Origin of the sequence: Nioella nitratireducens (assembly GCF_001879715.1) — a bacterium.
In the GTDB taxonomy this organism is placed as follows: Bacteria; Pseudomonadota; Alphaproteobacteria; order Rhodobacterales; family Rhodobacteraceae; genus Nioella; species Nioella nitratireducens.
The window spans coordinates 1-21,819 of record NZ_MNBW01000020.1; the positions used below are offsets into that span (position 1 = coordinate 1).

Annotated in this window: 23 protein-coding genes and 2 tRNA genes; 14 read left to right on the top strand and 11 right to left on the bottom strand. The window is 62.5% G+C overall.

Annotation, left to right across the window (positions count from 1 at the left end):
• The first annotated feature begins 202 nt into the window (after positions 1–202).
• From BKY27_RS19970 to BKY27_RS16330, 5 genes are all read left to right on the top strand, one after another.
• The gene (locus BKY27_RS19970) at positions 203–1,669 is read left to right on the top strand and encodes a DUF6212 domain-containing protein (protein WP_146636276.1); all 1,467 of its coding nucleotides are present in this window, start codon (positions 203–205) and stop codon (positions 1,667–1,669) included.
• Between the two features lie 4 nt (positions 1,670–1,673).
• Entirely contained in the window at positions 1,674–4,268 is a 2,595-nt protein-coding gene (locus BKY27_RS16315) for a glycosyltransferase (RefSeq protein WP_071675556.1), read from the top strand.
• Positions 4,269–4,302: 34 nt separating this feature from the next.
• Complete coding sequence (locus tag BKY27_RS16320) at positions 4,303–5,076, top strand: FkbM family methyltransferase (RefSeq protein ID WP_158514992.1); 774 nt, start codon at positions 4,303–4,305, stop codon at positions 5,074–5,076.
• The gene (locus BKY27_RS16325; RefSeq protein ID WP_071675558.1) at positions 5,076–5,804 is read left to right on the top strand and encodes a sulfotransferase; all 729 of its coding nucleotides are present in this window, start codon (positions 5,076–5,078) and stop codon (positions 5,802–5,804) included. The genes BKY27_RS16320 and BKY27_RS16325 overlap by 1 nt, the downstream gene beginning before the upstream one ends.
• Before the next feature lie 191 nt (positions 5,805–5,995).
• A tRNA-Gly gene (locus BKY27_RS16330) sits at positions 5,996–6,070 on the top strand.
• 54 nt (positions 6,071–6,124) lie between these two features.
• On the opposite strand, the gene BKY27_RS16335 is transcribed toward BKY27_RS16330, so the two are convergent.
• Positions 6,125–6,964 carry a tetratricopeptide repeat protein gene (locus BKY27_RS16335; RefSeq protein WP_071675559.1) on the bottom strand — a complete coding sequence of 280 codons (840 nt, stop codon included), beginning with the start codon at positions 6,962–6,964 and terminating at the stop codon, positions 6,125–6,127.
• 213 nt (positions 6,965–7,177) lie between these two features.
• On the opposite strand from BKY27_RS16335, the gene BKY27_RS16340 reads away from it, so the two are divergent.
• A complete protein-coding gene (locus tag BKY27_RS16340) occupies positions 7,178–8,128 on the top strand; it encodes a hypothetical protein (RefSeq protein ID WP_071675560.1) in 951 nt (316 codons plus the stop codon).
• A gap of 116 nt (positions 8,129–8,244) precedes the next feature.
• The gene (gene hisB / locus BKY27_RS16345) at positions 8,245–8,832 is read left to right on the top strand and encodes an imidazoleglycerol-phosphate dehydratase HisB (RefSeq protein WP_071675561.1); all 588 of its coding nucleotides are present in this window, start codon (positions 8,245–8,247) and stop codon (positions 8,830–8,832) included.
• Here the strand turns inward: hisB and BKY27_RS16350 are convergent.
• A complete protein-coding gene (locus BKY27_RS16350; protein ID WP_071675562.1) occupies positions 8,829–9,440 on the bottom strand; it encodes a DUF2306 domain-containing protein in 612 nt (203 codons plus the stop codon). The genes hisB and BKY27_RS16350 overlap by 4 nt on opposite strands.
• A gap of 98 nt (positions 9,441–9,538) precedes the next feature.
• Here BKY27_RS16350 and BKY27_RS16355 point away from each other — a divergent pair, with 98 nt between their 5' ends.
• Both BKY27_RS16355 and hisH read left to right on the top strand, forming a co-directional pair.
• Positions 9,539–10,126 (top strand): TetR/AcrR family transcriptional regulator, encoded by a 588-nt coding sequence (locus BKY27_RS16355; protein ID WP_071675563.1) that lies wholly within the window; start codon positions 9,539–9,541, stop codon positions 10,124–10,126.
• 68 nt (positions 10,127–10,194) lie between these two features.
• Positions 10,195–10,833, top strand: coding sequence for an imidazole glycerol phosphate synthase subunit HisH (hisH, locus tag BKY27_RS16360; protein ID WP_071675564.1), 639 nt, complete (start codon positions 10,195–10,197; stop codon positions 10,831–10,833).
• 55 nt (positions 10,834–10,888) lie between these two features.
• Here the strand turns inward: hisH and BKY27_RS16365 are convergent, their stop codons facing one another.
• On the bottom strand, positions 10,889–11,278 hold the full coding sequence (locus tag BKY27_RS16365) for a DUF2147 domain-containing protein (RefSeq protein WP_071675565.1): 390 nt from the start codon (positions 11,276–11,278) through the stop codon (positions 10,889–10,891).
• A gap of 143 nt (positions 11,279–11,421) precedes the next feature.
• On the opposite strand from BKY27_RS16365, the gene hisA reads away from it, so the two are divergent.
• The 3 genes from hisA to BKY27_RS16380 all read left to right on the top strand — a co-directional run bounded on the left by hisA (position 11,422) and on the right by BKY27_RS16380 (position 13,281).
• A complete protein-coding gene (gene hisA / locus BKY27_RS16370) occupies positions 11,422–12,141 on the top strand; it encodes a 1-(5-phosphoribosyl)-5-[(5-phosphoribosylamino)methylideneamino]imidazole-4-carboxamide isomerase (RefSeq protein WP_071675566.1) in 720 nt (239 codons plus the stop codon).
• Between the two features lie 73 nt (positions 12,142–12,214).
• The gene (hisF, locus tag BKY27_RS16375) at positions 12,215–12,976 is read left to right on the top strand and encodes an imidazole glycerol phosphate synthase subunit HisF (protein WP_071675567.1); all 762 of its coding nucleotides are present in this window, start codon (positions 12,215–12,217) and stop codon (positions 12,974–12,976) included.
• Positions 12,973–13,281, top strand: a complete 309-nt coding sequence (locus tag BKY27_RS16380; protein WP_071675568.1) for a phosphoribosyl-ATP diphosphatase — start codon at positions 12,973–12,975, stop codon at positions 13,279–13,281. Before hisF ends, BKY27_RS16380 begins: the two co-directional genes overlap by 4 nt.
• A 67-nt stretch (positions 13,282–13,348) precedes the next feature.
• On the opposite strand, the gene BKY27_RS16385 is transcribed toward BKY27_RS16380, so the two are convergent.
• The 3 genes from BKY27_RS16385 to rlmB form a co-directional block, all read right to left on the bottom strand.
• Entirely contained in the window at positions 13,349–13,819 is a 471-nt protein-coding gene (locus tag BKY27_RS16385; RefSeq protein WP_071675569.1) for a CoA-binding protein, read from the bottom strand.
• A 213-nt stretch (positions 13,820–14,032) separates the two neighbouring features.
• On the bottom strand, positions 14,033–14,332 hold the full coding sequence (locus BKY27_RS16390; RefSeq protein WP_071675570.1) for a hypothetical protein: 300 nt from the start codon (positions 14,330–14,332) through the stop codon (positions 14,033–14,035).
• Entirely contained in the window at positions 14,329–15,120 is a 792-nt protein-coding gene (gene rlmB / locus BKY27_RS16395; protein WP_071675571.1) for a 23S rRNA (guanosine(2251)-2'-O)-methyltransferase RlmB, read from the bottom strand. Before rlmB ends, BKY27_RS16390 begins: the two co-directional genes overlap by 4 nt.
• 142 nt (positions 15,121–15,262) lie before the next feature.
• Between rlmB and BKY27_RS16400 the strand changes: the two genes are divergently transcribed.
• Positions 15,263–15,346 (top strand) — tRNA-Tyr (locus BKY27_RS16400).
• A gap of 652 nt (positions 15,347–15,998) precedes the next feature.
• Positions 15,999–16,811, top strand: a complete 813-nt coding sequence (locus BKY27_RS16405; RefSeq protein ID WP_071675572.1) for an IclR family transcriptional regulator — start codon at positions 15,999–16,001, stop codon at positions 16,809–16,811.
• A 3-nt stretch (positions 16,812–16,814) separates the two neighbouring features.
• Here BKY27_RS16405 and BKY27_RS16410 read toward each other — a convergent pair whose 3' ends face one another.
• Genes BKY27_RS16410 through BKY27_RS16430 form a run of 5 tightly spaced genes read right to left on the bottom strand, consistent with a single transcriptional unit; the run spans position 16,815 to position 21,818 of the window.
• Entirely contained in the window at positions 16,815–17,963 is a 1,149-nt protein-coding gene (locus BKY27_RS16410) for an FAD-dependent monooxygenase (protein WP_199559117.1), read from the bottom strand.
• Between the two features lie 27 nt (positions 17,964–17,990).
• Positions 17,991–18,590, bottom strand: coding sequence for a pentapeptide repeat-containing protein (locus tag BKY27_RS16415; protein ID WP_071675573.1), 600 nt, complete (start codon positions 18,588–18,590; stop codon positions 17,991–17,993).
• Entirely contained in the window at positions 18,590–19,057 is a 468-nt protein-coding gene (locus BKY27_RS16420; RefSeq protein WP_071675574.1) for a flavodoxin domain-containing protein, read from the bottom strand. The genes BKY27_RS16415 and BKY27_RS16420 overlap by 1 nt, the downstream gene beginning before the upstream one ends.
• Positions 19,057–20,301: an FAD-dependent oxidoreductase gene (locus BKY27_RS16425; RefSeq protein ID WP_071675575.1), complete on the bottom strand. Its 1,245-nt coding sequence runs from the start codon at positions 20,299–20,301 to the stop codon at positions 19,057–19,059. The genes BKY27_RS16420 and BKY27_RS16425 overlap by 1 nt, the downstream gene beginning before the upstream one ends.
• Positions 20,298–21,818 carry an aldehyde dehydrogenase gene (locus tag BKY27_RS16430; protein ID WP_233491869.1) on the bottom strand — a complete coding sequence of 507 codons (1,521 nt, stop codon included), beginning with the start codon at positions 21,816–21,818 and terminating at the stop codon, positions 20,298–20,300. Before BKY27_RS16430 ends, BKY27_RS16425 begins: the two co-directional genes overlap by 4 nt.
• Position 21,819 lies beyond the last annotated feature (1 nt).

Sequence of the window (21,819 nt, forward strand, 5' to 3'; positions counted from 1 at the left end):
GCGTGGCAGACCATCGGCCAAGCCGGGCTGGACTGGGACGTGCAGGGCCAGTTCGTGGATGAGTTCGTGTTTTGAGGAAAACTTTCCCGCAGCCGCTATCTTTCGTTGATAGGATCGAGCGCGGCTGCTATCCAATTTCCACCCGTTTTTCGGGGTGGGTTTGCATATTTGATTGTCTCACGAAACTGGGCGAAAGTGATTTATGTTGGGTCAAATAGTCGTTGCAGAAGTCGATGAGGCGGATTTCCAACACCTGGACCTCGATCTGTCGCCAGCTTTTTGCGATTCAACCGGCCAAATTTCCTCCTCGGCTCTGAGTGATGAACATCATTTGTCAGACCTTATGCTGAACGCTCTCTGCGTGTTGGCTATTTCCTCCGATGGCATGAGATCCGCGGAAGCTTTCCGTGCCAGGTTCCGACACCATATGGGAACGGAACCACCACTTCTCTTGGATTTGAGAGAAACGCGAACAGAACAAAGACGCGGTCGTGTCCTGTCATGCATCGTGCAGTCACTTCTGGAGGACCGTATTCGCCAATCCCGGCGCCAGGTCGAGCTATTTCGCGATCTTTCCCATCTGAGAACATCCTACGAGGATCTGCACAGATCGTTCAGCCTGCTGGAAACCTTTGTTGGCGCGTCCGGCCTCGACCAGCGACAACTGAACCGCGACCTTCCACCCGCTGTTAACGTGGCGCCGGTGCGCCTGCTGTCTGCTCAGCCATTGCTGCAAAGGCTGCCCCGTCAAAGCAGCGGGATTTGTGAAGTGGCCGTACATCTTGCCCGCCCCCCCGAGGGCGAGGGACATTTGCGGGTCGCCTTGTCTTCGATCGAGGCTGGTGAGGTGCTGGCGACTTGGGAATTCGAGGCTGCTGAATTGTCTCGCGGATGGGTGAATCTGCCCATGGAAATCGCGCTCGGGCCGGATGACATGACCCTGGATCTCTCTCTCGATTGGTCCGGATTGCACCCACTGGAACTGGACTGGTGCCTGCGCCATCCCGACCCACGCTATAGTCTGCGCTCGGCATCGGCCACGACCGGGGCCGCAGATGATCGCGTGCTGGCCCTGAGGATCTGGAGCTATATTCCGGGCTGCACGGTGCCCGTCGCCAGCGACAATTGGCCAACCGGACGATCGGGCACATGGATCTTACCCGGCGAGGCCCTTGCCAAAGGCATCAGCCTCAATACCGACGATGAAAATACGAGGTATCTGGAGCAATTCGACATGCTTCAGGTTCACCCCATTCAGGGAGATTTCGCCGCAGCACTCCTGTCGGGCGCCATTGATCCGGGGATAGGTCAGGTCTCGGTCAATATCGGGTCGCTGTCCGACAGTGCCGCTGCGATCGACTACGCGATCGCAATAGCACCGACAGCAAACAGGATTGCCCCCGTCAGATCGGCAAAAGGCATCCTGAGGCGCCGGGGGATGCCTCTGAAGCCTGCATTGGAACGGTTGCTGTCTCTTCCCGCAACGCGGTGTTCCGAATGGTATCGGCTGAACGCGCAGGAAAAAGGCAGAATTGACCTGTTGCTTGCCGCGCCGACCACGGAACCTTTCGACCTGTATTTGATCACCCGAATGGCGGAAGAAGCGGAGCGACCCAGTTTTGCGTGGGCCACGTTCTCTGCCGTCACGCTGCGTTCGGATCGGGGATAGCCGGATGCGGGACACGACAGCCCCGACAAGTCCGCGTGTCGCCGTCGTCATTCCGGTGTTCCGGCATTCCGGGTTGGTCGCCGAGGCGATCGAGTCCGTACTCGCGCAAGAAGCACCATTCCGGATTCTCGTGACCATCGTGAACGACGGGTGCCCCTACCCGGAAACGGACGAGGTCGGTCGCGCTTATGCCCGCGCGTACCCAGATCGTGTCCTCTACCTGCGTAAACCCAACGGTGGCCTCGCCAGTGCCCGGAATTTTGGGATCAAGACCGTGATGGACCGCGTGCCCTCGGTCGATGCGTTCTACTTTCTCGACGCTGACAACAGGCTGCGCCCGCGTGCTTTGGCGCGTGCCATGGCGGTCCTCGACGAAGACCCCGGCGTTGACTGGGTTTATCCCAGCATCGACATGTTCGGCTTGGCCAGTGCCTGGGATTACAGCGGCCCCTATTCCCTGCTCCAACACTCCGCGATCAATATCTGCGAAGCTGGCAGCCTCGTGCGACGCAACGTGTTTGAGGATGGGGTCCTGTTCGACCAGAATTTCCGCCTTGGCTGGGAGGATTGGGATTTCTTTTTGTCAGCGGCCGATGCCGGGCATCGCGGACGTTATCTTGAAAACTTCGGCTTTCGCTACCGAAAGCGACCAGAAAGCATGCTGATGGAAGCCGATCGCGAATCTTCGCGTCTCAAGGGGCAGCTTGCACTGAAGCATAAAGACCTTTTTTCGCCGCGCTGCGCTGTCCGGCTTGAGGCCGAAGAGACCCCGCGCTTTGCGATTTACCTGCCCGACCGTGGGAATGTGCTACGGTGCGTCGATCCAGTCTCGCCAACCGCCCGTACCGTGGATCTCGACCAACACCTGCGTCAGGTCTGGCACGCTCACACTCTGCCCGGGTGCACACCTAGTCCGCCCTTCACCATCGTCATGGACAGCGCGGTGATGGACAGCCTGACCGCCGTCGGAGCCCTGCATTGGGTTCTTTGGAAGATGGAACGACAGCTTCGTTCGGAGCAGATCGCCTGCCTTCACATCGAGCAGGGCGCACCAGGTCGCATCTCGATCAAGGAAACGACTTTGGCAAGCGCCGACTGGCAAGTGGGAAACGCAACGGTCGCCGCAATCGCGCCGAAGGCGTTGACAGAAGTGCTGGTGGACGAAAATTCCTACTGGATCGACTCTCTGCTCAGCGCAAAACCTTCTCCACGAGTGGCCCACAGCGGTTTGCAATTGCCAGCCGAGATGGTCGAGCTCCGTCGGGGCCGTGGAACGGCGGTGGTCAATTTGCTGCGGCTGGTGCACTCTCTTCGGTCCTCACCCTACCGCGCCGCCGCGAAACAGGCATGGCAGTGGCGAGAGATCGGAACAGCCATGCGCAACAGGGAATACGAAATCCCACGGCAAGCATTCAACGGACATCCGGTATTCCCCCGGCTCACGGAGGCTGGCCGCAACATGGGCTTCCTGTTGCCCATGGCTGAATTCGCGGGGGTGGAACGGGTCGCCTACAACATTGCCAAGGCGATGAGGGCGCGCGGATGGTCAACCCATGCGATCTTGTTGGATACCAACTCGATCAAGGTTCTACCCGACTGGCAAAACGCCTTCGACAGCGTGAATTTTCTGTCCGACCCCGATTTTCGGCTTGGTGGGGCGGGAGCGCAGGACTTCCTCGGCACGCCAATTTCAGACTGGGCGGTATCAGGGCGTCATGACACCGTGCTCAGCATGCTCTACTGGCTCGATTGCGTCCTCAATTTCCATGGCGGCGCCGTGGCCGGGACCATGGGACAACTGCGCCGGTTTGGAGTGCGGACGGTCACGTCACTGCATGTTCACGACCTGACACATTTCGGCCGCCCCACGGGAAACACCCATGTCGGTTTAGCCTACGAGCACGGATTCGACTTTTTCGCGCCCTGTTCCGAAACCATGGCAACCTGGTTGCATGGCATGGGTGTACCGCGCGAAAAAATCGTGACCGTGCCCAATGCGCCGGGATTCGATCTTCCGGTCAGCGACACCCGAGACAGGGCGGCAGAGCGGCGCAACCGTCCCACCGATCTGCCTTTGCGTGTGCTGTTCATCGGTCGGCTGGACCGACAAAAAGGTATCGACCGTCTGGATAAACTGATCCAGTCCGCTCGGGATCGAGACATGCCGATAGACTGGCGTGTCGTCGGTGGTTCCGTGATGAGGGACGGCTCGCCTACGGCGCAGCTACGACTGGCCGTGCCGCCCGAGGCGCCACTCTCCGATCCTGCGGATCTGGCGGCAGCCTATGACTGGGCAGATGTTGTAGTCTTGCTGTCGCGCTATGAAGGTCTGCCATTGACCGTGCTTGAAGCGATGCGCGCAGGCGCGGTCGTCGTGGCCACCGATGTCGGCGCAATTTCCGAAGTCGTTTGCGACGGTCATACCGGCATCTTGATCCCGGATAGCGACGACATTTCCCGGGCGCTTGATGCGTTGGCTGATCTGGCGGGTGACCGTGACAGGCTTGGAAAAATGGCCGGACGCGCCATCGACATGGCCCGACACCGGACCTGGCACGCGGCAACCCAAGGCTTGTCTGACGCGCTCGACCAAACGTAATACCCGTGATCGCCCATCAGGAGACATGCCCGACATGACGACACCAGCCACTAACGCGACGATCAGGAACGACCTGATTTTCGACCTCGGCATGCATTGGGGGCTCGATACAGATTTTTATTTGAGAAAGGGCTTCTCAGTCGTCGCGCTGGAAGCCAATCCCGAGATGTGTGCGAAGATCGGTGGCCGATTTGCGTCCGAGCACGCCGATGGCCGTTTGGTAATCGAAAACCGGGCTTTCTGGTCCACCGAGGGTGACGAAATCGCCTTCCACGTCAACCCGGTCAAGGATGACTGGAGCAGCGTCAAGAGAGGTTGGGCCGAAAAGGGTGGCCATGACTCGCAGGAAATCCGGGTCCAGACGACCACGCTGGCCGGGCTCTTTGATCGGCACGGGGTTCCGCGGTACATAAAGTGCGACATGGAAGGGGTCGATGACCTGTTCACCGAACAGTTGGCGACCGATCCGCGCCGCCCCGCCTTTGTGTCCGTCGAAGCCATGTCCGTCGAGACGGTCTGTTACCTTCGCGCTGCGGGCTATGACCGGTTTCAGATCGTCAATCAGGCCCTTCACAACATGGTCCGCCCTCTGAACCCACCCCGCGAAGGCCAGTTCGCGGAGGTGAAATTCAATGGCCACATGAGCGGCCCGTTCGGCTTGGAACTGCCCGCCGAAAAATGGATCGACGCCGAGGAGTGCCTGGAGCGATTTCAGCTGTTTCGACGGTTGCAGCTGAAGGACGGGATGTTGTGCCACGGGTGGATCGACTTCCACGCAACCACGCAGCGCGTGTTGGAGGCCGCGTAGTGGCCAAGACCGACGCCCATGTCCGCTTTGTCATTCTGAGCGCGGCGCGCTCTGGCACGTCGCTTCTGGCAGATACCCTCGACAGCCACCCACAGATTGTTTGCCACGGCGAGATTTTCCACCCCGACCCGGAATGGCATATTCGCGGCGACATGGCGGGCTGGTCCAAAGAGGATAAGCGCGCTCTGAGCAAGGACCGTGACAACCTGTTGGACCGCGCATTCACCCAACCGGGCGCAAAAGCAGTCGGTTTCAAGATGTGGCAAAATCAGGCGCCGGACATTTCTGATCGTCTTCTGGCAGACGAGTCGGTGCGAAAGATCATCTTTGAACGTCGAAACAAGTTGTCCCAATTCTCCTCGACGGCATTGGCCGTTCAGACGGGGGTTTGGAATATCGGCCTCGATGGGAACACCCGCCCGCCCAAGGTCGCACCACTGGCATTTGACGACGCCGCGTTCCACGAATTCCTGTCCTATCAGAACGACGTCTTTTCCCACTATCGGGCGACGGCCCGCGGCCCGGTATTGGACATGGCCTTTCAGGGCCTGCTGCAAGATGGCTTCGGCGGGTTGCAGACCTTTCTGGGTGTCAAGGTGGCGCCATTGCAAGCCCAGAAGCGCCGGTTGCACGGCACGGATATTCTGGCGCGGTTCCGGCCCGAGGATCACGACAGGATTCGCGCGGTTCTGGATGGGCTCGGTCAGGCGGACTGGATCAGCGAATAACACGCTGAACCGCGCCCGGGCCGCCGGAGGGGCTGCGTTTCAAACCGCTCGGGCGCATTTGGGGGGCTGGAACCGGCGGCGATGGTTAGCGCCGGACTCCGCATGCACGGATTTTTGTGAAATCCGCGTCCGACCTGCGCATTTTCCCCTTGCAGCCCATTGGCCAGACGACTAGATACCGCCTCCACAGAGCGGGCGTAGCTCAGGGGTAGAGCATAACCTTGCCAAGGTTAGGGTCGTGAGTTCGAATCTCATCGCCCGCTCCAATTCGAAAAAGCCTTCGGTTGATCCGAAGGCTTTTTTCGTTTCAGAGCATGGGTTTATTCGCCGCGCATCTCGGCCAGGCGGGCGGCGGCATCCTCATCGCCCAGCTCCAGCGCGCGTTCGAACCACAAGATGGCCAGATCGTCATCCTGCTGCACCCCATCGCCGTCGCGCACGATGATCCCCATATTATAGGCGGCGGTGGCATCGCCCAAACCGGCGGCCTCGGCCCAGACACGGGCGGCTTCGGACCGGTCTTGCGGGAAGCCGCGCCCGTAATAGTGGCCAAAGCCCACCAGGCGCATGGCGATGGCGTTGCCCTGTTCGGCGGCAAGCCCCGCCCAATGCATGGCTTGCTGATAGTCGACCGCGACCCCGCGCCCATTGTAATAGGCATAGGCAAGGTTCGACTGGCCAACGGGCTGGCCCTGATCGGCGGCCATGCGATAAAGTTCCACGGCGCGTTCCTGATCTTGATCGACCCCTTCGCCGTTCATGTAGGCGACGCCAAGATTGACCTGCGCTGCCGCATCTCCGGCAGCGGCGGCCGCGATCCGGCGGTCGATCTCTGTGTCCGCAGCCACGATCGTGCCATCGACCGCAACCGAGAACCCGTCCCGGCCGTCAACGACCACCGAACCCGGGTCCGAGATGTCGTATCGGGTGCCATCAATGACGATATGATCATCGGAAATCATCACCAGATGGTCGTTCAAGCGGGCCTCGACCCCATCCGCGACGGGGCGGGACGCGACCGATCCGTTGCCGATGATGGTGACCGACAGGTCGCCATAGGTCGATGTGACCGAAGATTGCGCCAACGCGGTCATCGGCAGGGTGGCCCCTAGGCCGACGGCAACAGCAAGGGCGCGCAGGGCGGGTGAAAAACGGGACATTGCAAGGCTCCTTTGAAAATCCGGACCCGGCTCCCTGAAAAGACCGGGAACCGATTTCAAGCAGGCAAGGCCGGATTGTAGTGTATTTTAAACACAAAGTCAATGTGACGACCCCGCAGAGTGCCCCAGAAGCCCTTTTTTCTTGCCAATCATGGGTAAGCTCCCGCAGGCTATAGGTATTCCACATGTTGTTTGACATTAGAGGAGGTTTTCATGACCCGCCTTTCCAACTGTATTTCCGTTACAATCCTGACGCTTTTGGCCGCGCCACCGGTGGCGGCAGAATCGCCCCTGACCCTCGTCGGAATGAGCGTCTATCGTTATGACAGCCTGATCGACCATTCCGGGGATTCCGGCTCTTTCTGCTGCGCGCCTTACGTGCTTGGCGACGACGCGGGGGATTTCTACTACATCCGGGCGATCTTCGACGTGGCGTGGAGCGACGATCTCGACCGTGTGTCGGTCAACTCGTCCGACATCCTGCTGACCCTGCCCGACGACGAAGAGGGCCGCCGCGCCGTCGGGCGCTACGATTGGTACGGCATCTATAACCCGTCTGCGGACTCGATCTCGGAACGTCGCCCGCGCGACTGGCCGGAAGAGACAGCGCAGGCCTTCCTCAACGGCATCTGGTATCTTCCTGCCGGTTCGACTTCGGCCACGCTGACCATCGGCGAGGCGGATGAAATCCTCGACGTGCCAGTGAATCTGGCCGTCGAGGTTTCGCCGGTGATCCAGCCATCGCAAACGATGCTTTTCGCCCTGCGCGGAATCAGCCGGGTCGATGAGATGACATCTGAGGTGCGCTACAACGGCACCTCCATTCCCGGCCATCTGGCGGCCTCCGCCGGACAGATCCTGCGCGTGGCCTTCGACGCGACCCCGGCCTTTTCGACGGATACCGATGCGCAACAGGGCGAAAACCGTGCGTTCCTGCGCAATAGCTGGTTCACGCTGGTGGGACCGGACGGGGCGATCCTGACGCTGCTCGGCAGCCAATCCAGCGCAACCTCGTCCCCGCGGATCGAGTGGACCTATTCGTCAAGCTGGGACAGTGAACCGCCGACGCGGGACGCGGAGCTGGCCTTTCTCGGGGCCGGCATGCCGGGCACCTATCGGCTCTACTTCCTCGAAGACATGATCGGTGAGGTTGTCCTGCCCTGATATGCCTCCGCCGGGGCCTGCGACAGCCCGGCCCCGGCCCTTTCGCGGGATGCGCCCTTTTCCACGCGCCTTTCGCCGCCTATAAGGCGAAGGACTTGGATCAGGCGAGGCCCCCGATGCGCACAGCGACCATCACCCGCAAAACGGCGGAAACCGAAATTTCGGTCGAGATCAATCTCGACGGAACCGGTGCCTATGACAACCAGACCGGCGTGGGCTTTTTCGACCACATGCTGGATCAGTTGTCGCGCCACTCGCTGATCGACATGACCATCCGCGCCAAGGGCGATACCCACATCGACGACCATCACACCGTCGAAGATACCGGCATCGCGCTTGGGCAAGCCTTGATGCAGGCCCTTGGCGACAAGCGCGGCATCCGGCGCTATGGCGAATGCCACCTGCCGATGGACGATGCACAGGTGCGTGCTGCGCTGGATCTGTCCGCGCGGCCCTTTCTGATATGGAATGTTGACCTGCCGACGCCGAAGATCGGAACCTTTGACACCGAGCTGGTGCGCGAGTTCTTTCAGGCGCTGGCCACTCATGGTGGCATCACGCTGCATGTGGACCAGATCCACGGCTTTAACAGCCACCACATCGCCGAGGCGGGGTTCAAGGCCGTGGCCCGTGCGTTGCGGGTGGCGGTCGAGCCCGACCCGCGCAAGGGGGACGCGATCCCTTCGACCAAGGGCGCGCTCTAAGCGGTCACCGGGGCCTGTCGCGGACGGCGGCGGATCAGCCATTCGGCCACCAGCAGGTTCGGCACCCAGCAAAGCCACGCAACAATCACATAGCCGATGTCGAACCCGAAGCCCGCTTCCAAGAACGGCAAGTAAAGCCGCAATGTGACCGCGGCAAAGGTCAGTGCGGCAGACCGGATCATCCAGGCCCGATGCGCGACGATTCTGCGCTGCATGGCCAGCCAGACCGCGCGCCCGGTTGTGCCAAGCCAGAGCAGCGCCAAAATGGCGAAGCCCAAACCGGCCACTGGCCCCGCCGTCGTCCCGGCGGCAAGCGACAGACCCGCGACGCCAGCCAGCAGGATTACCAGACCATAGACCCGCCCCATCCGGCGGTGCAGGCGCGGCCGGTGGCCGCGCAACCGGGCGGTGAATTGAAGCGGCATCAGGATCAAAGCGACCGGCGCCAGACCGATATGGGTGTAGAGCGCCAAGGCCCGTCCATCGAGATGATGCGCCACGAAGGACATGGTTGCTTCCACCCCAAAGGGCAGGAACCGCCACGACACCAGTGCGACGCCAATGGACAAGACCCAGAAAAGGGCGACGCGTGTCTTGGTCAGGATCATGGGGGACCGCCTTTGATCTGCATTTTTACACTGTAAAGTTTATCGACGGATAGGGCCATCGCCTTGACGCTGTCAAGATCGTTGCTAGGCTGCCCGGCATGGCCGACCAAAAGACCAAGACCAGACACCACCACGGCAACCTGCGCGCTGCCCTGATCGAGGCAGGGATCGACCTTTTGTCCGAGGGCGGTGTCGAGGCCCTGACTTTGCGAAAATGCGCCGCCCGAGCGGGCGTGTCGCACGCCGCCCCGGCGCATCACTTCGACGGGATCGACGGGTTGCGCGTAGCCATCGCAGAAGAGGGATTTCTTCGGTTTCGCAAGCGGATGCTAGATTTTGCCGATGCAGGGGAGCAGAGCCCGCGCGGGCGGCTCCAGGGTATCTGCAAGGGCTACCTCGCCTTCGCGCGGGAAGATCCGGCGCTCTATGACGTGATCTTCAGCTTCCGCGCCAATTCAGAGCTGATCGAACAGGTGCAAGTGAACGCTGCCCCCGCCTATCAGGTGCTGCGTGACACCTGCGCCCCGCTGGTGCCGCCGGGGACGGACCCGCTGGTGATCGAAACGCAGGTCTGGTCGCTGGTTCACGGCTACGCCCTGCTCAACATGACCGGACGATTCGGCGCCTGCACGCCACCGGATGACGCCGTGCTGGCGCTGCTCGACCGCATCGGCATCGCTGCCTGAGCTTGGCCCTTGACGCCGCGCCCTATTCGCGCGACCCCCTGCCCTGCGATTTCCCCCGGAGGTGTCCCATGCCAACCGTCCTCGTCGATTATGAAAGCGGCAACCTGCATTCCGCCGAGAAGGCGTTTCAACGCATGGCGGCCGAGGGCGGGCATGGCCCCGTGACTGTCACCGCCGACCCGGATGTGGTGGCCAAGGCGGGCCGGATCGTGCTGCCGGGCGACGGCGCTTTTCCTGCCTGCCGCCGCGGCCTGCAATCCATCGACGGGCTGGAAGAGGCGCTGATCAATGCCGTCCAAACACGGGGGGTGCCCTTCCTTGGTATATGCGTCGGGATGCAGATGCTGACCAGTTGGGGCCGCGAGTATGAAGATGTTGAGGGCTTTGGCTGGATTCCCGGCGAAGTGGTGAAGATTGCGCCTTCGGACCGCAAGCTGAAAGTCCCGCATATGGGCTGGAACGATCTGGTGATCGACCGACCGCACCCGTTGCTGGACGGGCTGGAGACAGGCGATCACGCCTATTTCGTGCATAGCTACCACATGACCGTGGGCAATTCGGCCCATCTGCTGGCCCACGTGGACTATGGCGGGCCGATCACCGCCATCGTCGGCCGCGACAACGTTGTGGGCACCCAGTTCCACCCGGAAAAGAGCCAACAGACGGGCTTGCGGTTGATCGCGAACTTCCTTGGATGGCGCCCCTGACGGTGGGGTCTCGCCGCCCGTTGGGGCGGCGATCTCAAGGGGCCGAGGCGCTACGTCAATTCACGCGAGACCAAGTGCCGCCATCTCGGCAAATCCCCAGCACACAGCCACGCACGGCCAGGCTGTTTCCGTCGATCTGGACCCGGCTGTTATAAGTCTGGTCCCGGTCGGGCGAATAGACCCGGCCACGATAGGCCCCGCTACCGCGAGGGCGCATGTCGAAAATGATCTGCCGTCCGACATTCGGGCTCGACATCTCGGACCCCGACGGATCGTAGGCTTCGATAAGGGTGCCGCAATAGGCGTCCCCGCAGGGCACAACGTCGATCAGGCCGGTATTGCCATTGTCGTCGGGGGCGGTACGCCAACGGCCCTCAATCGGATCGGCAGAGGCCATGCCAGCCAGACCGATGGCGGCGACAAGCCCGAAAATGACTGCTTTCATGGTGGTCTCCTCCCTAGAAACGCAACCAGTGTGCGGGCAAGCGCCGCAATCTGGCAAGCATGACGTGAGGTTGCCTTGGCAAGGCGCGCCGCTTGCGGCAAAAGGGCGCCTACCGCACAACGCCCAAGGAAAGGCCCTGTCCCATGATCCTCTACCCCGCCATCGACCTCAAGGACGGCCAGGCCGTGCGGCTCTACAAAGGCGAGATGGAGAAGGCGACAGTGTTCAACGACCGCCCCGCCGAGCAGGCCAAGGCGTTTCAGGACGCGGGCTGCGAGTGGCTGCATCTCGTCGACCTGAACGGCGCTTTCGCGGGCGAACCGGTAAACGGCGCGGCGGTAGAGGCGATCCTTGCTGAAACCTCGGTGCCCGCGCAGCTTGGCGGCGGCATCCGCGATATGGAGACCATCGCCATGTGGATCGAGAAGGGCATCGCCCGTGTGATCCTTGGCACAGTGGCCGTCGAAAACCCCGACCTGGTCCGTGAAGCGGCGAAGGCCTTCCCCGGCAAGGTCGCGGTAGGCATCGACGCGCGCAACGGCAAGGTCGCCACCAAGGGATGGGCCGAAGAAACCGACGTGATGGTAACGGACCTTGCCCGCAGTTTCGAGGACGCGGGTGTTGCCGCGATCATCTACACCGACATCAACCGCGACGGCGCCATGGGCGGCCCGAACGTGGAGGCGACCGAGGCATTGGCCCGCGCCGTCTCGATCCCTGTCATTGCCTCGGGCGGTGTGTCGTCTCTGGCCGACCTTATCGCGCTGCGCGACACAGGGGTGATCGCGGGGGCCATATCTGGCCGAGCGCTCTATGACGGGGCGCTTGATCTGGGCGAGGCATTGGCGGCGTTGAAGGGTTGAGGCCGACGGGAGGATTTGCAATCCCCTGCCCCGCTGCCTAAAGACGAGACGAGCACAACCGGCGGAGCCCCCCATGCTGAAAACCCGCATCATTCCCTGCCTCGACGTGGCCGACGGGCGCGTCGTCAAGGGCGTCAATTTCGTTGATCTGATCGACGCGGGCGACCCGGTGGAATCGGCCCGCGCCTATGACGCGGCGGGCGCGGACGAGCTGTGTTTTCTGGACATCCACGCCACGCACGAAAATCGCGGCACCATGTATGACCTCGCCACGCGCACAGCGGAACAATGCTTCATGCCGCTGACCATTGGCGGCGGCGTGCGGACCGTGGAAGATGTGCGCAAACTGCTCTTGGCGGGCGCCGACAAGGTCAGCTTCAATTCCGCCGCCGTGGCTGACCCCGACGTGGTGGCGCGGGCCGCCGACAAGTTCGGCAGTCAGTGCATCGTGGTGGCCATCGACGCCAAGACCGTGGCCCCCGGCAAGTGGGAAATCTTCACCCATGGCGGGCGAAAGGCGACCGGCATCGACGCGGTGGACTTCGCCAAAACGGTCGTCGCCAAGGGCGCGGGGGAAATCTTGCTGACCTCGATGGACCGCGACGGCACGAGGGCCGGGTTCAACCTGCCCCTCACCCGCGCCATATCCGACGCCGTGCCGGTGCCGGTGATCGCATCGGGCGGCGTCGGCAATCTCGACCACCTTGTCGAGGGCGTAACGATTGGCGGGGCTTCTGCCGTTCTGGCGGCCTCGATCTTCCATTTCGGCGACTACACCATTGCCGAGGCCAAAGCCCACATGGCCGCCGCCGGAATTCCCATGAGGATGTCATGACCACACTCGCACGCCTGTCTGCAACCATCGAGGCCCGTAAGGGAACCGATCCGTCCTCGTCCTGGACAGCCAAGCTGCTGGCCAAGGGGCCAGAAAAATGCGCCGAGAAGTTCGGGGAAGAGGCGGTGGAGGCCATCATCGAAGCGGTGAAGGGCGACCGCGCGCGGCTGACCTCCGAGGCGGCGGATGTGCTTTATCACCTGCTGGTGATGCTCGCGTCGCGCGACGTGTCGCTGGCCGATGTTCTGGCCGAGCTGGAACGGCGCGAGGGCACGTCCGGCATCGAGGAAAAGGCCGGGCGTTGATCGGCACGCTTTGACCAACCCATGGCCGCGTTTCCCCCGGTGTCGATTGACAAAAACGCTGCGTGGATCACAGCTTTGAGCTGATGATGCCAGTGTTGAAGCCACCCATCCGCAACTCGCCAAACAGACGCTGGTATTCGATCTTTGGGCAGCGGTTCTGGATCACCTGAACCCCTGCCGCTTCGGCCTTGGCCGCAGCCTCGGCATGTTCGACGCCGATCTGCATCCAGATGGTCCTGAGACCTGGCAGATGCGCCAATGCCTCATTGACGATGGCAGGCACCGCTTCGGGCCGGCGGAAAATATCGACCACGTCCACCGGTTCCTGGATGTCGGACAACGCACCGACCACGGTGGCCCCGAACATCTCTTTGCCGATATGGCCCGGATTGACCGGGATCACCCGGAACCCTTTGACCTTCAGATATCGCGCCACGTAATGCGAGGGCCGCACCGGATTGGGCGAGACGCCAACGCAGGCGAAGGTTTTGCTTTCGCGCAGGATTTTGCGCAGCAGGGTATCGGAGGGAGTCGTCATACCCAAGCCATTAGCACAAGAAAAAAGCGCCCGCAGCGGAAATCGCCGCGGGCGCAAGTGTGGAACGAGGGACAGTGATGGGCGCCAAGTGTTCCAAACCAAGCGCCATGAGTGTTAATTTAGCAACTCTCTGGGCTTTTAAAAGGGGTGGAAACATATTTGTGATTGATTGCTTAACGATTTCTTTGCAGCCGGACCACTCCGCATGACGCATCAGTCGAAGATATCCTCGACCACGTCAAACGCCTCCTCCAGCATCCGCGACCACATCGGCTTTTTCCGCTTTTTCCGTTTCTTTTTTGACGAATATGGCGCTTCGCTCTCGTAGCGGACACGCGGGTCCGGTGCCGGTCGCGCCCGCTTGGGCGCCGGGGCAGCAGACTCTTTCAAAGCCTTCATCTCGTGCAAAGGCGCGCCGCAACGCCCGCAGGCCAGTTCATGGCCATGCCGTGCCGTAAGCTTCAGCGCCGTGCGGGTGCCGCAATAGCTGCAAGTGGCGATCTTGGTGGTCATGGGGTCTCCGACAGTCCTCTCGTCACTGCATATAGGGAGACAGCAGCCGCATTCGAGACGTTGAGCGACCCGAATGCGCCCGCGAAGGGAATGCGCACCAAATGGTCGCACAAATCTTGTGTCCGGGCGCGCAAACCCGGCCCTTCGGCCCCAAGGACCAACGCCACCGGACGGTTGGTCAGTGTCGGTGCCAGATCGTCGATCACCTGCTCGCCCTCGCCCGCCAGACCAAGGACGGTATAACCCATCTTGCGCAGCTCTAGGATGGCGTCGCCAAGGTTCTTGATCCGCAGGTAGGGCTGGCGTTCCAACGCGCCAGAGGCGGTCTTGGCCAACGCCCCGGTTTCGGGCGCGGAATGGCGTTGCGGGGCGATGACGGCCTGTGCGCCGAAAACTTCCGCCGAGCGCAGGATCGCCCCCACATTATGCGGGTCGGTCACACGGTCGAGCAGCAACAGCCGTGGGGAGCCCTGCCCCGGTTCGCACCGCTCCGACAGAGTCCCCCAATCGAGCGGCTTCACCTCTAGCGCCGCACCCTGATGGACTGACCCCGGATCGAGCGGCACCGGGAATTTGCGCGGATCGGCGATTTCCGGCTCGATCCCGCCCACGGCCAGCGCCTCTTCCAGCTTGTCGGCCGCGTTTTTCGTCACTACGAGCCGCAGCTTTACCCGCGCCGGGTTCATCAGCGCATCGCGCACCGTGTGCAGACCGAAGAGCCAGACCGTCTCGGCAGATGCCGCCCGCTTGGCACGTTCCTTGTCAATCACCCAAGCCGGTTTTTTCATGGCGGGGCCTCCTTTTTGGCTTGCCGGGCAGCTACGCCCCCTGCCCCGGCGAACGCAAGTCAAACTTCTTCGGATTTTCGTCTTGACGCCTCCTGCCCCGCAGATTATCCCCTGCCGGCGTTCGGTCGAAGGACCAATGCAAGGGCGACGTGCTGCAAGGTGCGGCAGCGGACTGTAACTCCGCCGGGGAGACCCACGCCTGGTTCGATTCCAGGGTCGCCCACCATTTACCTTTGTTTTTATTGGATAAATTCCCCGGAAGCGGCCGTTGCCTAAGCGTCGCCTAAGCTGAATGTTCCCACACAACGGCCCTGAAAGCCCCGGCGAACGCTCACGAAGTCGTGAACGTAGCGGTTGCTTTGCGGTGCGGCTGCGCTGCGTACTATCGGGCAAGTCATGGCTAAAGTGAGGAAATGGGCGATGCATCGGGAAGCTTGAAAAGAAGCTTGAAGAACTGGTCGGGTTTGTCGGTAGCGGTGGCGGCTTTGGATCACCGGACGCCGCCGAACAACACCAACGCGAGATTGATCTTCTCAAATTCAAGATCACAAGGCGCGACAATTTTGAGATCGCATTTATCAGCGCTACTATCGGCGCATTGGTGGGCGCGGCTATCACAGCGGTTAGTCAGATTTTTGGCCATGCACCCCGCCCCGCCCGAGGGGAGCAGGTCTGATTAGGTTGCCACGCAGTAGGCAAAACCTGGTCGCGCCGTCCACGGCGCCGCGAATTTTCGTGCCGGTGTCAGCGCCGACCGTCTCTACGCCGCCGGCCCACCACAGCCTGCGCGGCATTTCATTTGCGATTGCCATGCGGACCTGACTATACGAACCTGCGTCTCCCATAGGGGAAGCGAAACGGACCAGAAAGGCAATCGGTTGGCCCAAGATTCCGACAATTCCGGCCCGACCTACACGGTGCCCCCGGTCGTGCGCGCCATATCTGTGCTGCGCCACATCGCGGCGGGAAACCGATGCCGCAGTCTTTTGGAAACGTCCAAATCCCTCGGGATCAACCGGACGACGCTGATCCGGCTGATTGCCACGCTCAAGGACGAAGGCCTGATCGAACAGATCCCCGACGGCGGCGGCTATCGGCTTGGGACCGGCCTGATCGCGCTGGCGACCGAGGCGCTCAATGAACGGGGCGTGGTGCAAGTGGCGCGGCCATATCTGGTCACCCTTGTGCGGCGGCTGAACCTGTCGACACATCTGGGTGTTCTGGAGGGGCGCGAGATCATTTACCTCGTGCGGGAAACCCCTAATTCTCACCTGGCCAGCAATGTGCGAGAAGGCACACGCCTGCCCGCTCATGCCACCACCATCGGTCGCATCCTGCTGTCGCAACTCCCGCGCGACGTTCTGCGCGGGCTCTATTCCGGCAAGGAACTGGCGGCGTTCACCGAGAAGACGCGCACGTCTCTGCCCGATCTCGAAGCGCAACTGGCCGAAGACCGCAGCCGGGGCATCGCGTGGAGCAAAGCGAATTTCGAGCCGGAAATCGGATCGGCGGCGGTCCCGGTGTTTGACCATCAGGGTAAGGCCGTGGCCGCGATCAACGTGACCGGCCATGCCAGCGTGTTCGACCCGTCAAACCCGCATCTGCCTGAAATCGAGGCAGGGTTGCGCACCACCGCGCAAGAGATTTCCGAGGCCCTTGGCTTTCGCGGATGGGCCTCGGAACAGATTTAGGCCTCAGGCCGCCTGACCGACCGGCACCGACCATGCGTCATAGGCATAGACCCAATCCGCATTGCCGCCCTTCTTGAGCCAGTCATTGGCGAGCGAGCCTTCCTGCACGCGGGCCGTGCGCGGAAGGCGCGCAGCCTCAAAGGTTTGCAGCCTTTGCGGAATGTCGCCCGTGTCAGCCCCTTGGACAGCGCGGGCCAACACCACGGCATCCTCGATGGCCATGCAGGCGCCTTGGGCCATGAACGGAACCATCGGATGTGCCGCGTCGCCAAGGATCACGGCCGAGCCCTTGGCCCACCTGGCCATTGGGGCGCGAACATGCAGGGCCGAGCGGGTAACCTCGGTGCAGGCAGCCAGCAGGGCTTTCGCTTCGGGGTGGAAATCGGCAAAGGCCGCACGCAATTCCTCGACCTCGCCTTGCAGGGTCCAGCCTTCCTCTGTCCAATCGCTCTGCGCCGTGGTGGCAAATATGAAAATCTCGGTTCCCAGATTGAGCGGAAAAGTCACGATCTGCCGATCTGCAGTCGGCCCCCACCACTTGGTAAAGCTGTCGAGGTTTGGCACGCCCTCCAGCGCCGCGCGCGGCACAACAGCCCGCCACGACACGAGGCCGGTGAACTGCGGGGCGTCCGGCCCGAACAGCGCGGCGCGCACCGGCGAATGGATGCCATCGGCACCGATCACCAGATCGGCCGCCACCCGCTCGCCGTCATCAAGAATCAGGCCAGCCCCGATACCAGTGCTGTCCGCGCCCAGAACCTTGCGGCCCATATGCACGTTCTCATCACCGACCGCGTCGCTGAGGGCCGCCAGCAGGTCGGCCCGGTGAATGGTCAGTTGCGGCGCGCCGTATTTCTCTTGTGCTGCCGCGCTCATCGGCAGGCGCGAGGTCTCTTCGCCGCTATCCCACATCCGGCTGATGCGGAACTCGGGCCGCGCCGCCGTTTCGCGCAACTGCTCACCAAGGCCCAAACCGTCCAGCGCCTTCACGGCATTGGGGGTCAGGTTCACGTCCGCTCCGACACGGGCATAGCCGCGCGCCTGTTCAAATATGCGCACCGCGTGCCCCTGCTGCGCCAGCGCAATGGCAGCCGCCATGCCGCCAACACCGCCCCCCGCAATCGCGATATCCAGCTTGTCTGCCATTTCCATTCCCTCTCTCGATTGGCCTGATCCCTGTCAGGCATATGTGTAGCCAAAGCACATGCTAAAGGCGTCGGCCCCAAGTGGGGCGTTCCCGCGCCGGGCGCCCCTGACCCACAACCGACCGTGCACCTGCGTGTCCAAAAAATCCGTGTCGCCCGGCAATTCCGCCCGGTCACACCACAAACCGCCAAGCCATTCGGAGCCCGCGAAACTCAACCGCCCCGCTGCCGACAGACCGGCGAAAGAGACGTTTCCATAGGCCACCGTCCGCTCGAAATTCGCGCCCGCCTTGGCGGATACCGCGTCAAACCGCCCAATGCCGCGAAACTCTGCCCCTGAAAAAGACACTGGCCCGTCAAACCGGGCCGTTTCGAAGCGGGCGTCATTCATGAACCGGGCACCATCGAAGTTGGCCGGACCTCCGATTTCGACGTCCCTAAACCAGCACAGTCCCATGAAGCAGGCCCCTTCCGCGTCGATCCCGTCGGGAAACCGCGCGCCGGTGAAATCCACGCCGGTCAGGTCCAAACCAGAAAGGTCGAGGCGCCCGGCGACCGTGACACCGGACAGGTCGACCACGTCGCCGTGATGCCATGGAACGTTCAGGCGGCTGCGGATATCAGTGGCCTGCATTACGCCGCCTGTCCAAGATGTTCACTGGCCTGCGCCACGACGGCCTCGGCCCAGGGAAAGGCGATGTCTTCGGCCAGATCGCTGCCCGAGGCATCATGGACCACGCGCTCGCCGATCTGCGTGGCCCCTTTTGCCGTCATCAATTCGGCCAGTCGAAAGCTGCCATTGTTGTAGGTCTCGTCATATTCGCTGTCCCCCAGTCCAAAGACCGCGAAGTGAACCCCAGCCAGCGACACGTCCGATCCGTCCATCGACTCGGCAAAGGGCTGCGCCGACGCGGGCAGATCGCCATCGCCATAGGTCGAGCACACAAGCAGATAGAATCTATCGTCAGAAATATCCGCGGGCGCAATGTCCGACAGGTTGGCACACGTGACCTCGTGCGCGCCCTCCAGCTCGGCCATGATATCCTCGGCCAGCATCTCGGCATTTCCGGTCTCGGTTCCGTAGAGAATGGCAATTTTCATCAGGTTGTCTCCTCGGTCTTGGCCACGATGGCCAGCATCTCGGCGCGGGTAGAAATCTTGTGGCGGCAGCGCCCGTCGGCGGCACCGGCCAGTTCCGCGCGGTCGATGCGCTGCCAATCGGCATAATTCACGATCCCACCACGTCCCTGCCACATGGCGTGGCCCGGTTTACCAGCCTCTGGCTGGCGTTCAAAATCCGACAGGATGCGCGCGGCCACGGCCTGCGCATCGGCGCGGTTGTCAGGGATTGTGCCGCGCGGGCCGCGTTTGAACCACCCGGCGGCATAGAGACCGGGGGCAAGGCACCCCGCCCCGTCATCCAGCGCCTCGGCCACGCGCCTGTCGCGGTCCAGCGCCTCGGGCCCGGCCCCGAACCCCACGGCGGTCAGCACGGTATCGCAGGGCAGCAAGGTCTGGGCCCCGGCCCCATCGGAAAACCGCATCCCCGTCACGCGGGTGCCCTCGCCCTCGATTGCAACAGGGGTCATGCCGAACCGGAACGCGATGGACTTCGGACCACCGCTCAGACCGGCCAGGCCACGCAGCGCGTCGATCTTCTTGGCGCCATCGGGGCTGTCCGTGTCGGGCAGGTCGGGGACCGTTATTGACACGCCGGACAATTTGCCCAGTTCCTTGATCATGACCGCATCGAATTTTGCCTGTTCGGCGGGGGACCGACCGACGATGGTGATATTTTCCACCGGGCTGTTGGCCAGCCACTCCGACGCCACAGCGCCAAGGTCGGAGCCGTCCAATTCTTCCGGGGACTTCGCCAACAGGCGCAACAGGTCGATCGCCACGTTGCCGTTGCCCACTAGAACGACTCGGCGGCCAAGCTGCGGCAAAGCGTCGGCATCGGGGTGATCGTAGAGCGCGCGGGTCACTGCCCCGGCGCCATGGACACCCGACAGATCTTCGCCGGGGATGCCAAGGCGGCGGTCCTGCGACAGGCCCCCGGCCAGCACCACCGCGTCGTAGGCGTTCTGCACCTCGACCAGCAGCGCCGCGTCGATCTCGACATTGCCGACGAACCGCGCGCCTTGCCGTTCAAACAGCCGCGCGAATTGGCGCACGACGCCCTTGGTGCCCTGATGATCTGCTGCCACACCATAGCGAACAAGGCCGTAGGGCACCGGCAGCCGGTCGATCAGGTCGACCTGTAGGTCAGGATCGGCCTTGAGCAGTGCCTGCGCCACAAAGCAGCCTGACGGACCGGCCCCGATGATGGCAACCGACCGGCTCATGTCATCACCTGCGCGGCGGCCCACGGCAAAGGCGTGCCCGAAACGTCAACGTAGAATGACTTTTGCGCCATATAGGCCCGGATACCCTGACGACCCTTCTCGCGGCCCATGCCGCTGTCTTTCTCACCGCCGAACGGGGCCGAGATCGAGAACTGCTTGTAGGTGTTGACCCAGATGGTCCCGGCATTGATTGCCCGACCAAGGCGCCAGCTTTTTGGGAAATCCCGCGAGTAGATGCCGCAGGCAAGGCCGTAGTCGTTGTCGTTGGCCAGGGCGATCAGGTCGTCTTCATCTTCGAAGGGCATCACCACCAGGACCGGGCCGAACACCTCGTCGCGGCAGATACGGTCGGCGTTGGTCACCCTCGCAAGGATCGTCGGCAGGTAGTAGGAGCCATTTTCATAAAGTTCGCCCTCTGGCGCGCCCCCGCCGCAAAGCAGCTTGGCCCCCTCGGCCAAGGCGCGGGCAACGTGATCGGCGACCTCGGCGCGGTGATCCAGATGCACCAGTGGCGCGACCTGTGTCGCCGGGTCATGCGGATGGCCGACCTTGAGCGCCTTGGTCGCCGCAACGAGGCGCGACACAAAGGCATCATAAACCGGACGCTCCACGAACAGCCGAGATCCCGCGATGCAGCTTTGCCCGGTGGATGAGAAGATGCCAAACAGCACCCCCGCCAACGCCAGATCAAGATCGGCATCGGCGCAAACGATCGTAGGCGATTTGCCCCCCAGTTCCAACGAGACCGGCATCAACTTTTCCGCCGCCTGCCGCGCAATGCGCCGCCCGGTTTCGGTGCCGCCGGTAAAGCTGACCTTGGCAATGTCGGGATGCTCGACCAGCAGGTTGCCGATCTCGCGTCCGGCGCCCGGCAGCACCGAGAACAACCCTTTTGGCAGCCCGGCCTCGTCAACGATACGGGCCAGTTCAAGGCTGACCAAGGGCGACCACGACGCAGGCTTCAGCAGCACCGCGTTGCCCGCCGCCAACGCCGGAGCCACCTTTTGCGCGTCCGAGGCAATCGGGGAATTCCATGGCGTGATCGCGGCCACCAGCCCCAGAGGTTCATGCACCGACAGCGTCAGTGCATCGCCGCGCCGCGTGGTCAGGTCCTCGTCACTGGTTTCCAGTACGGCCCCGAAATAGCGAAACGTGGCCGCAGCCGACGCCGCCAATGCGCCAGTCTCTCGCAGCGTCTTTCCGGTATCACGGGTCTGGATCGCCGCGATGCGATCGGCATTGGCTTCGATTCCGTCCGCGATGGCATAGAGGTGACGGGCGCGTTCATGAGGTTTCAGCCCGCGCCACGCCGGATCTGCCTGCGCCGCCTTGGCCCGCGCGATGGCGCGTTCCCCATCGGCGCGAGAGGCCCCTTTCAACACCCGGTTGATAGAACCGTCAGCCGGAAAGACCGAGGTAATCTCGGCCCCGGTGCCGCGTTCCCATTCGCCGGCAACGTAAAGACGTCCATCGGGCAAGGCCACGTCGGGGGCGGCGAAGGTGCTCATTTGCGTCATG

Bases quoted from the DNA above. Each gene is read 5' to 3' on its own strand.
- BKY27_RS19970 (WP_146636276.1), top strand. From the start codon at position 203: ATGTTGGGTCAAATAGTCGTTGCAGAAGTCGATGAGGCGGATTTCCAA.
- BKY27_RS16315 (WP_071675556.1), top strand. From the start codon at position 1,674: ATGCGGGACACGACAGCCCCGACAAGTCCGCGTGTCGCCGTCGTCATT.
- BKY27_RS16320 (WP_158514992.1), top strand. From the start codon at position 4,303: ATGACGACACCAGCCACTAACGCGACGATCAGGAACGACCTGATTTTC.
- BKY27_RS16335 (WP_071675559.1), bottom strand. From the start codon at position 6,964: ATGTCCCGTTTTTCACCCGCCCTGCGCGCCCTTGCTGTTGCCGTCGGC.
- BKY27_RS16340 (WP_071675560.1), top strand. From the start codon at position 7,178: ATGACCCGCCTTTCCAACTGTATTTCCGTTACAATCCTGACGCTTTTG.
- hisB (WP_071675561.1), top strand. From the start codon at position 8,245: ATGCGCACAGCGACCATCACCCGCAAAACGGCGGAAACCGAAATTTCG.
- BKY27_RS16350 (WP_071675562.1), bottom strand. From the start codon at position 9,440: ATGATCCTGACCAAGACACGCGTCGCCCTTTTCTGGGTCTTGTCCATT.
- BKY27_RS16355 (WP_071675563.1), top strand. From the start codon at position 9,539: ATGGCCGACCAAAAGACCAAGACCAGACACCACCACGGCAACCTGCGC.
- hisH (WP_071675564.1), top strand. From the start codon at position 10,195: ATGCCAACCGTCCTCGTCGATTATGAAAGCGGCAACCTGCATTCCGCC.
- BKY27_RS16365 (WP_071675565.1), bottom strand. From the start codon at position 11,278: ATGAAAGCAGTCATTTTCGGGCTTGTCGCCGCCATCGGTCTGGCTGGC.
- hisA (WP_071675566.1), top strand. From the start codon at position 11,422: ATGATCCTCTACCCCGCCATCGACCTCAAGGACGGCCAGGCCGTGCGG.
- hisF (WP_071675567.1), top strand. From the start codon at position 12,215: ATGCTGAAAACCCGCATCATTCCCTGCCTCGACGTGGCCGACGGGCGC.
- BKY27_RS16380 (WP_071675568.1), top strand. From the start codon at position 12,973: ATGACCACACTCGCACGCCTGTCTGCAACCATCGAGGCCCGTAAGGGA.
- BKY27_RS16385 (WP_071675569.1), bottom strand. From the start codon at position 13,819: ATGACGACTCCCTCCGATACCCTGCTGCGCAAAATCCTGCGCGAAAGC.
- BKY27_RS16390 (WP_071675570.1), bottom strand. From the start codon at position 14,332: ATGACCACCAAGATCGCCACTTGCAGCTATTGCGGCACCCGCACGGCG.
- rlmB (WP_071675571.1), bottom strand. From the start codon at position 15,120: ATGAAAAAACCGGCTTGGGTGATTGACAAGGAACGTGCCAAGCGGGCG.
- BKY27_RS16410 (WP_199559117.1), bottom strand. From the start codon at position 17,963: ATGGAAATGGCAGACAAGCTGGATATCGCGATTGCGGGGGGCGGTGTT.
- BKY27_RS16415 (WP_071675573.1), bottom strand. From the start codon at position 18,590: ATGCAGGCCACTGATATCCGCAGCCGCCTGAACGTTCCATGGCATCAC.
- BKY27_RS16420 (WP_071675574.1), bottom strand. From the start codon at position 19,057: ATGAAAATTGCCATTCTCTACGGAACCGAGACCGGAAATGCCGAGATG.
- BKY27_RS16425 (WP_071675575.1), bottom strand. From the start codon at position 20,301: ATGAGCCGGTCGGTTGCCATCATCGGGGCCGGTCCGTCAGGCTGCTTT.
- BKY27_RS16430 (WP_233491869.1), bottom strand. From the start codon at position 21,818: ATGACGCAAATGAGCACCTTCGCCGCCCCCGACGTGGCCTTGCCCGAT.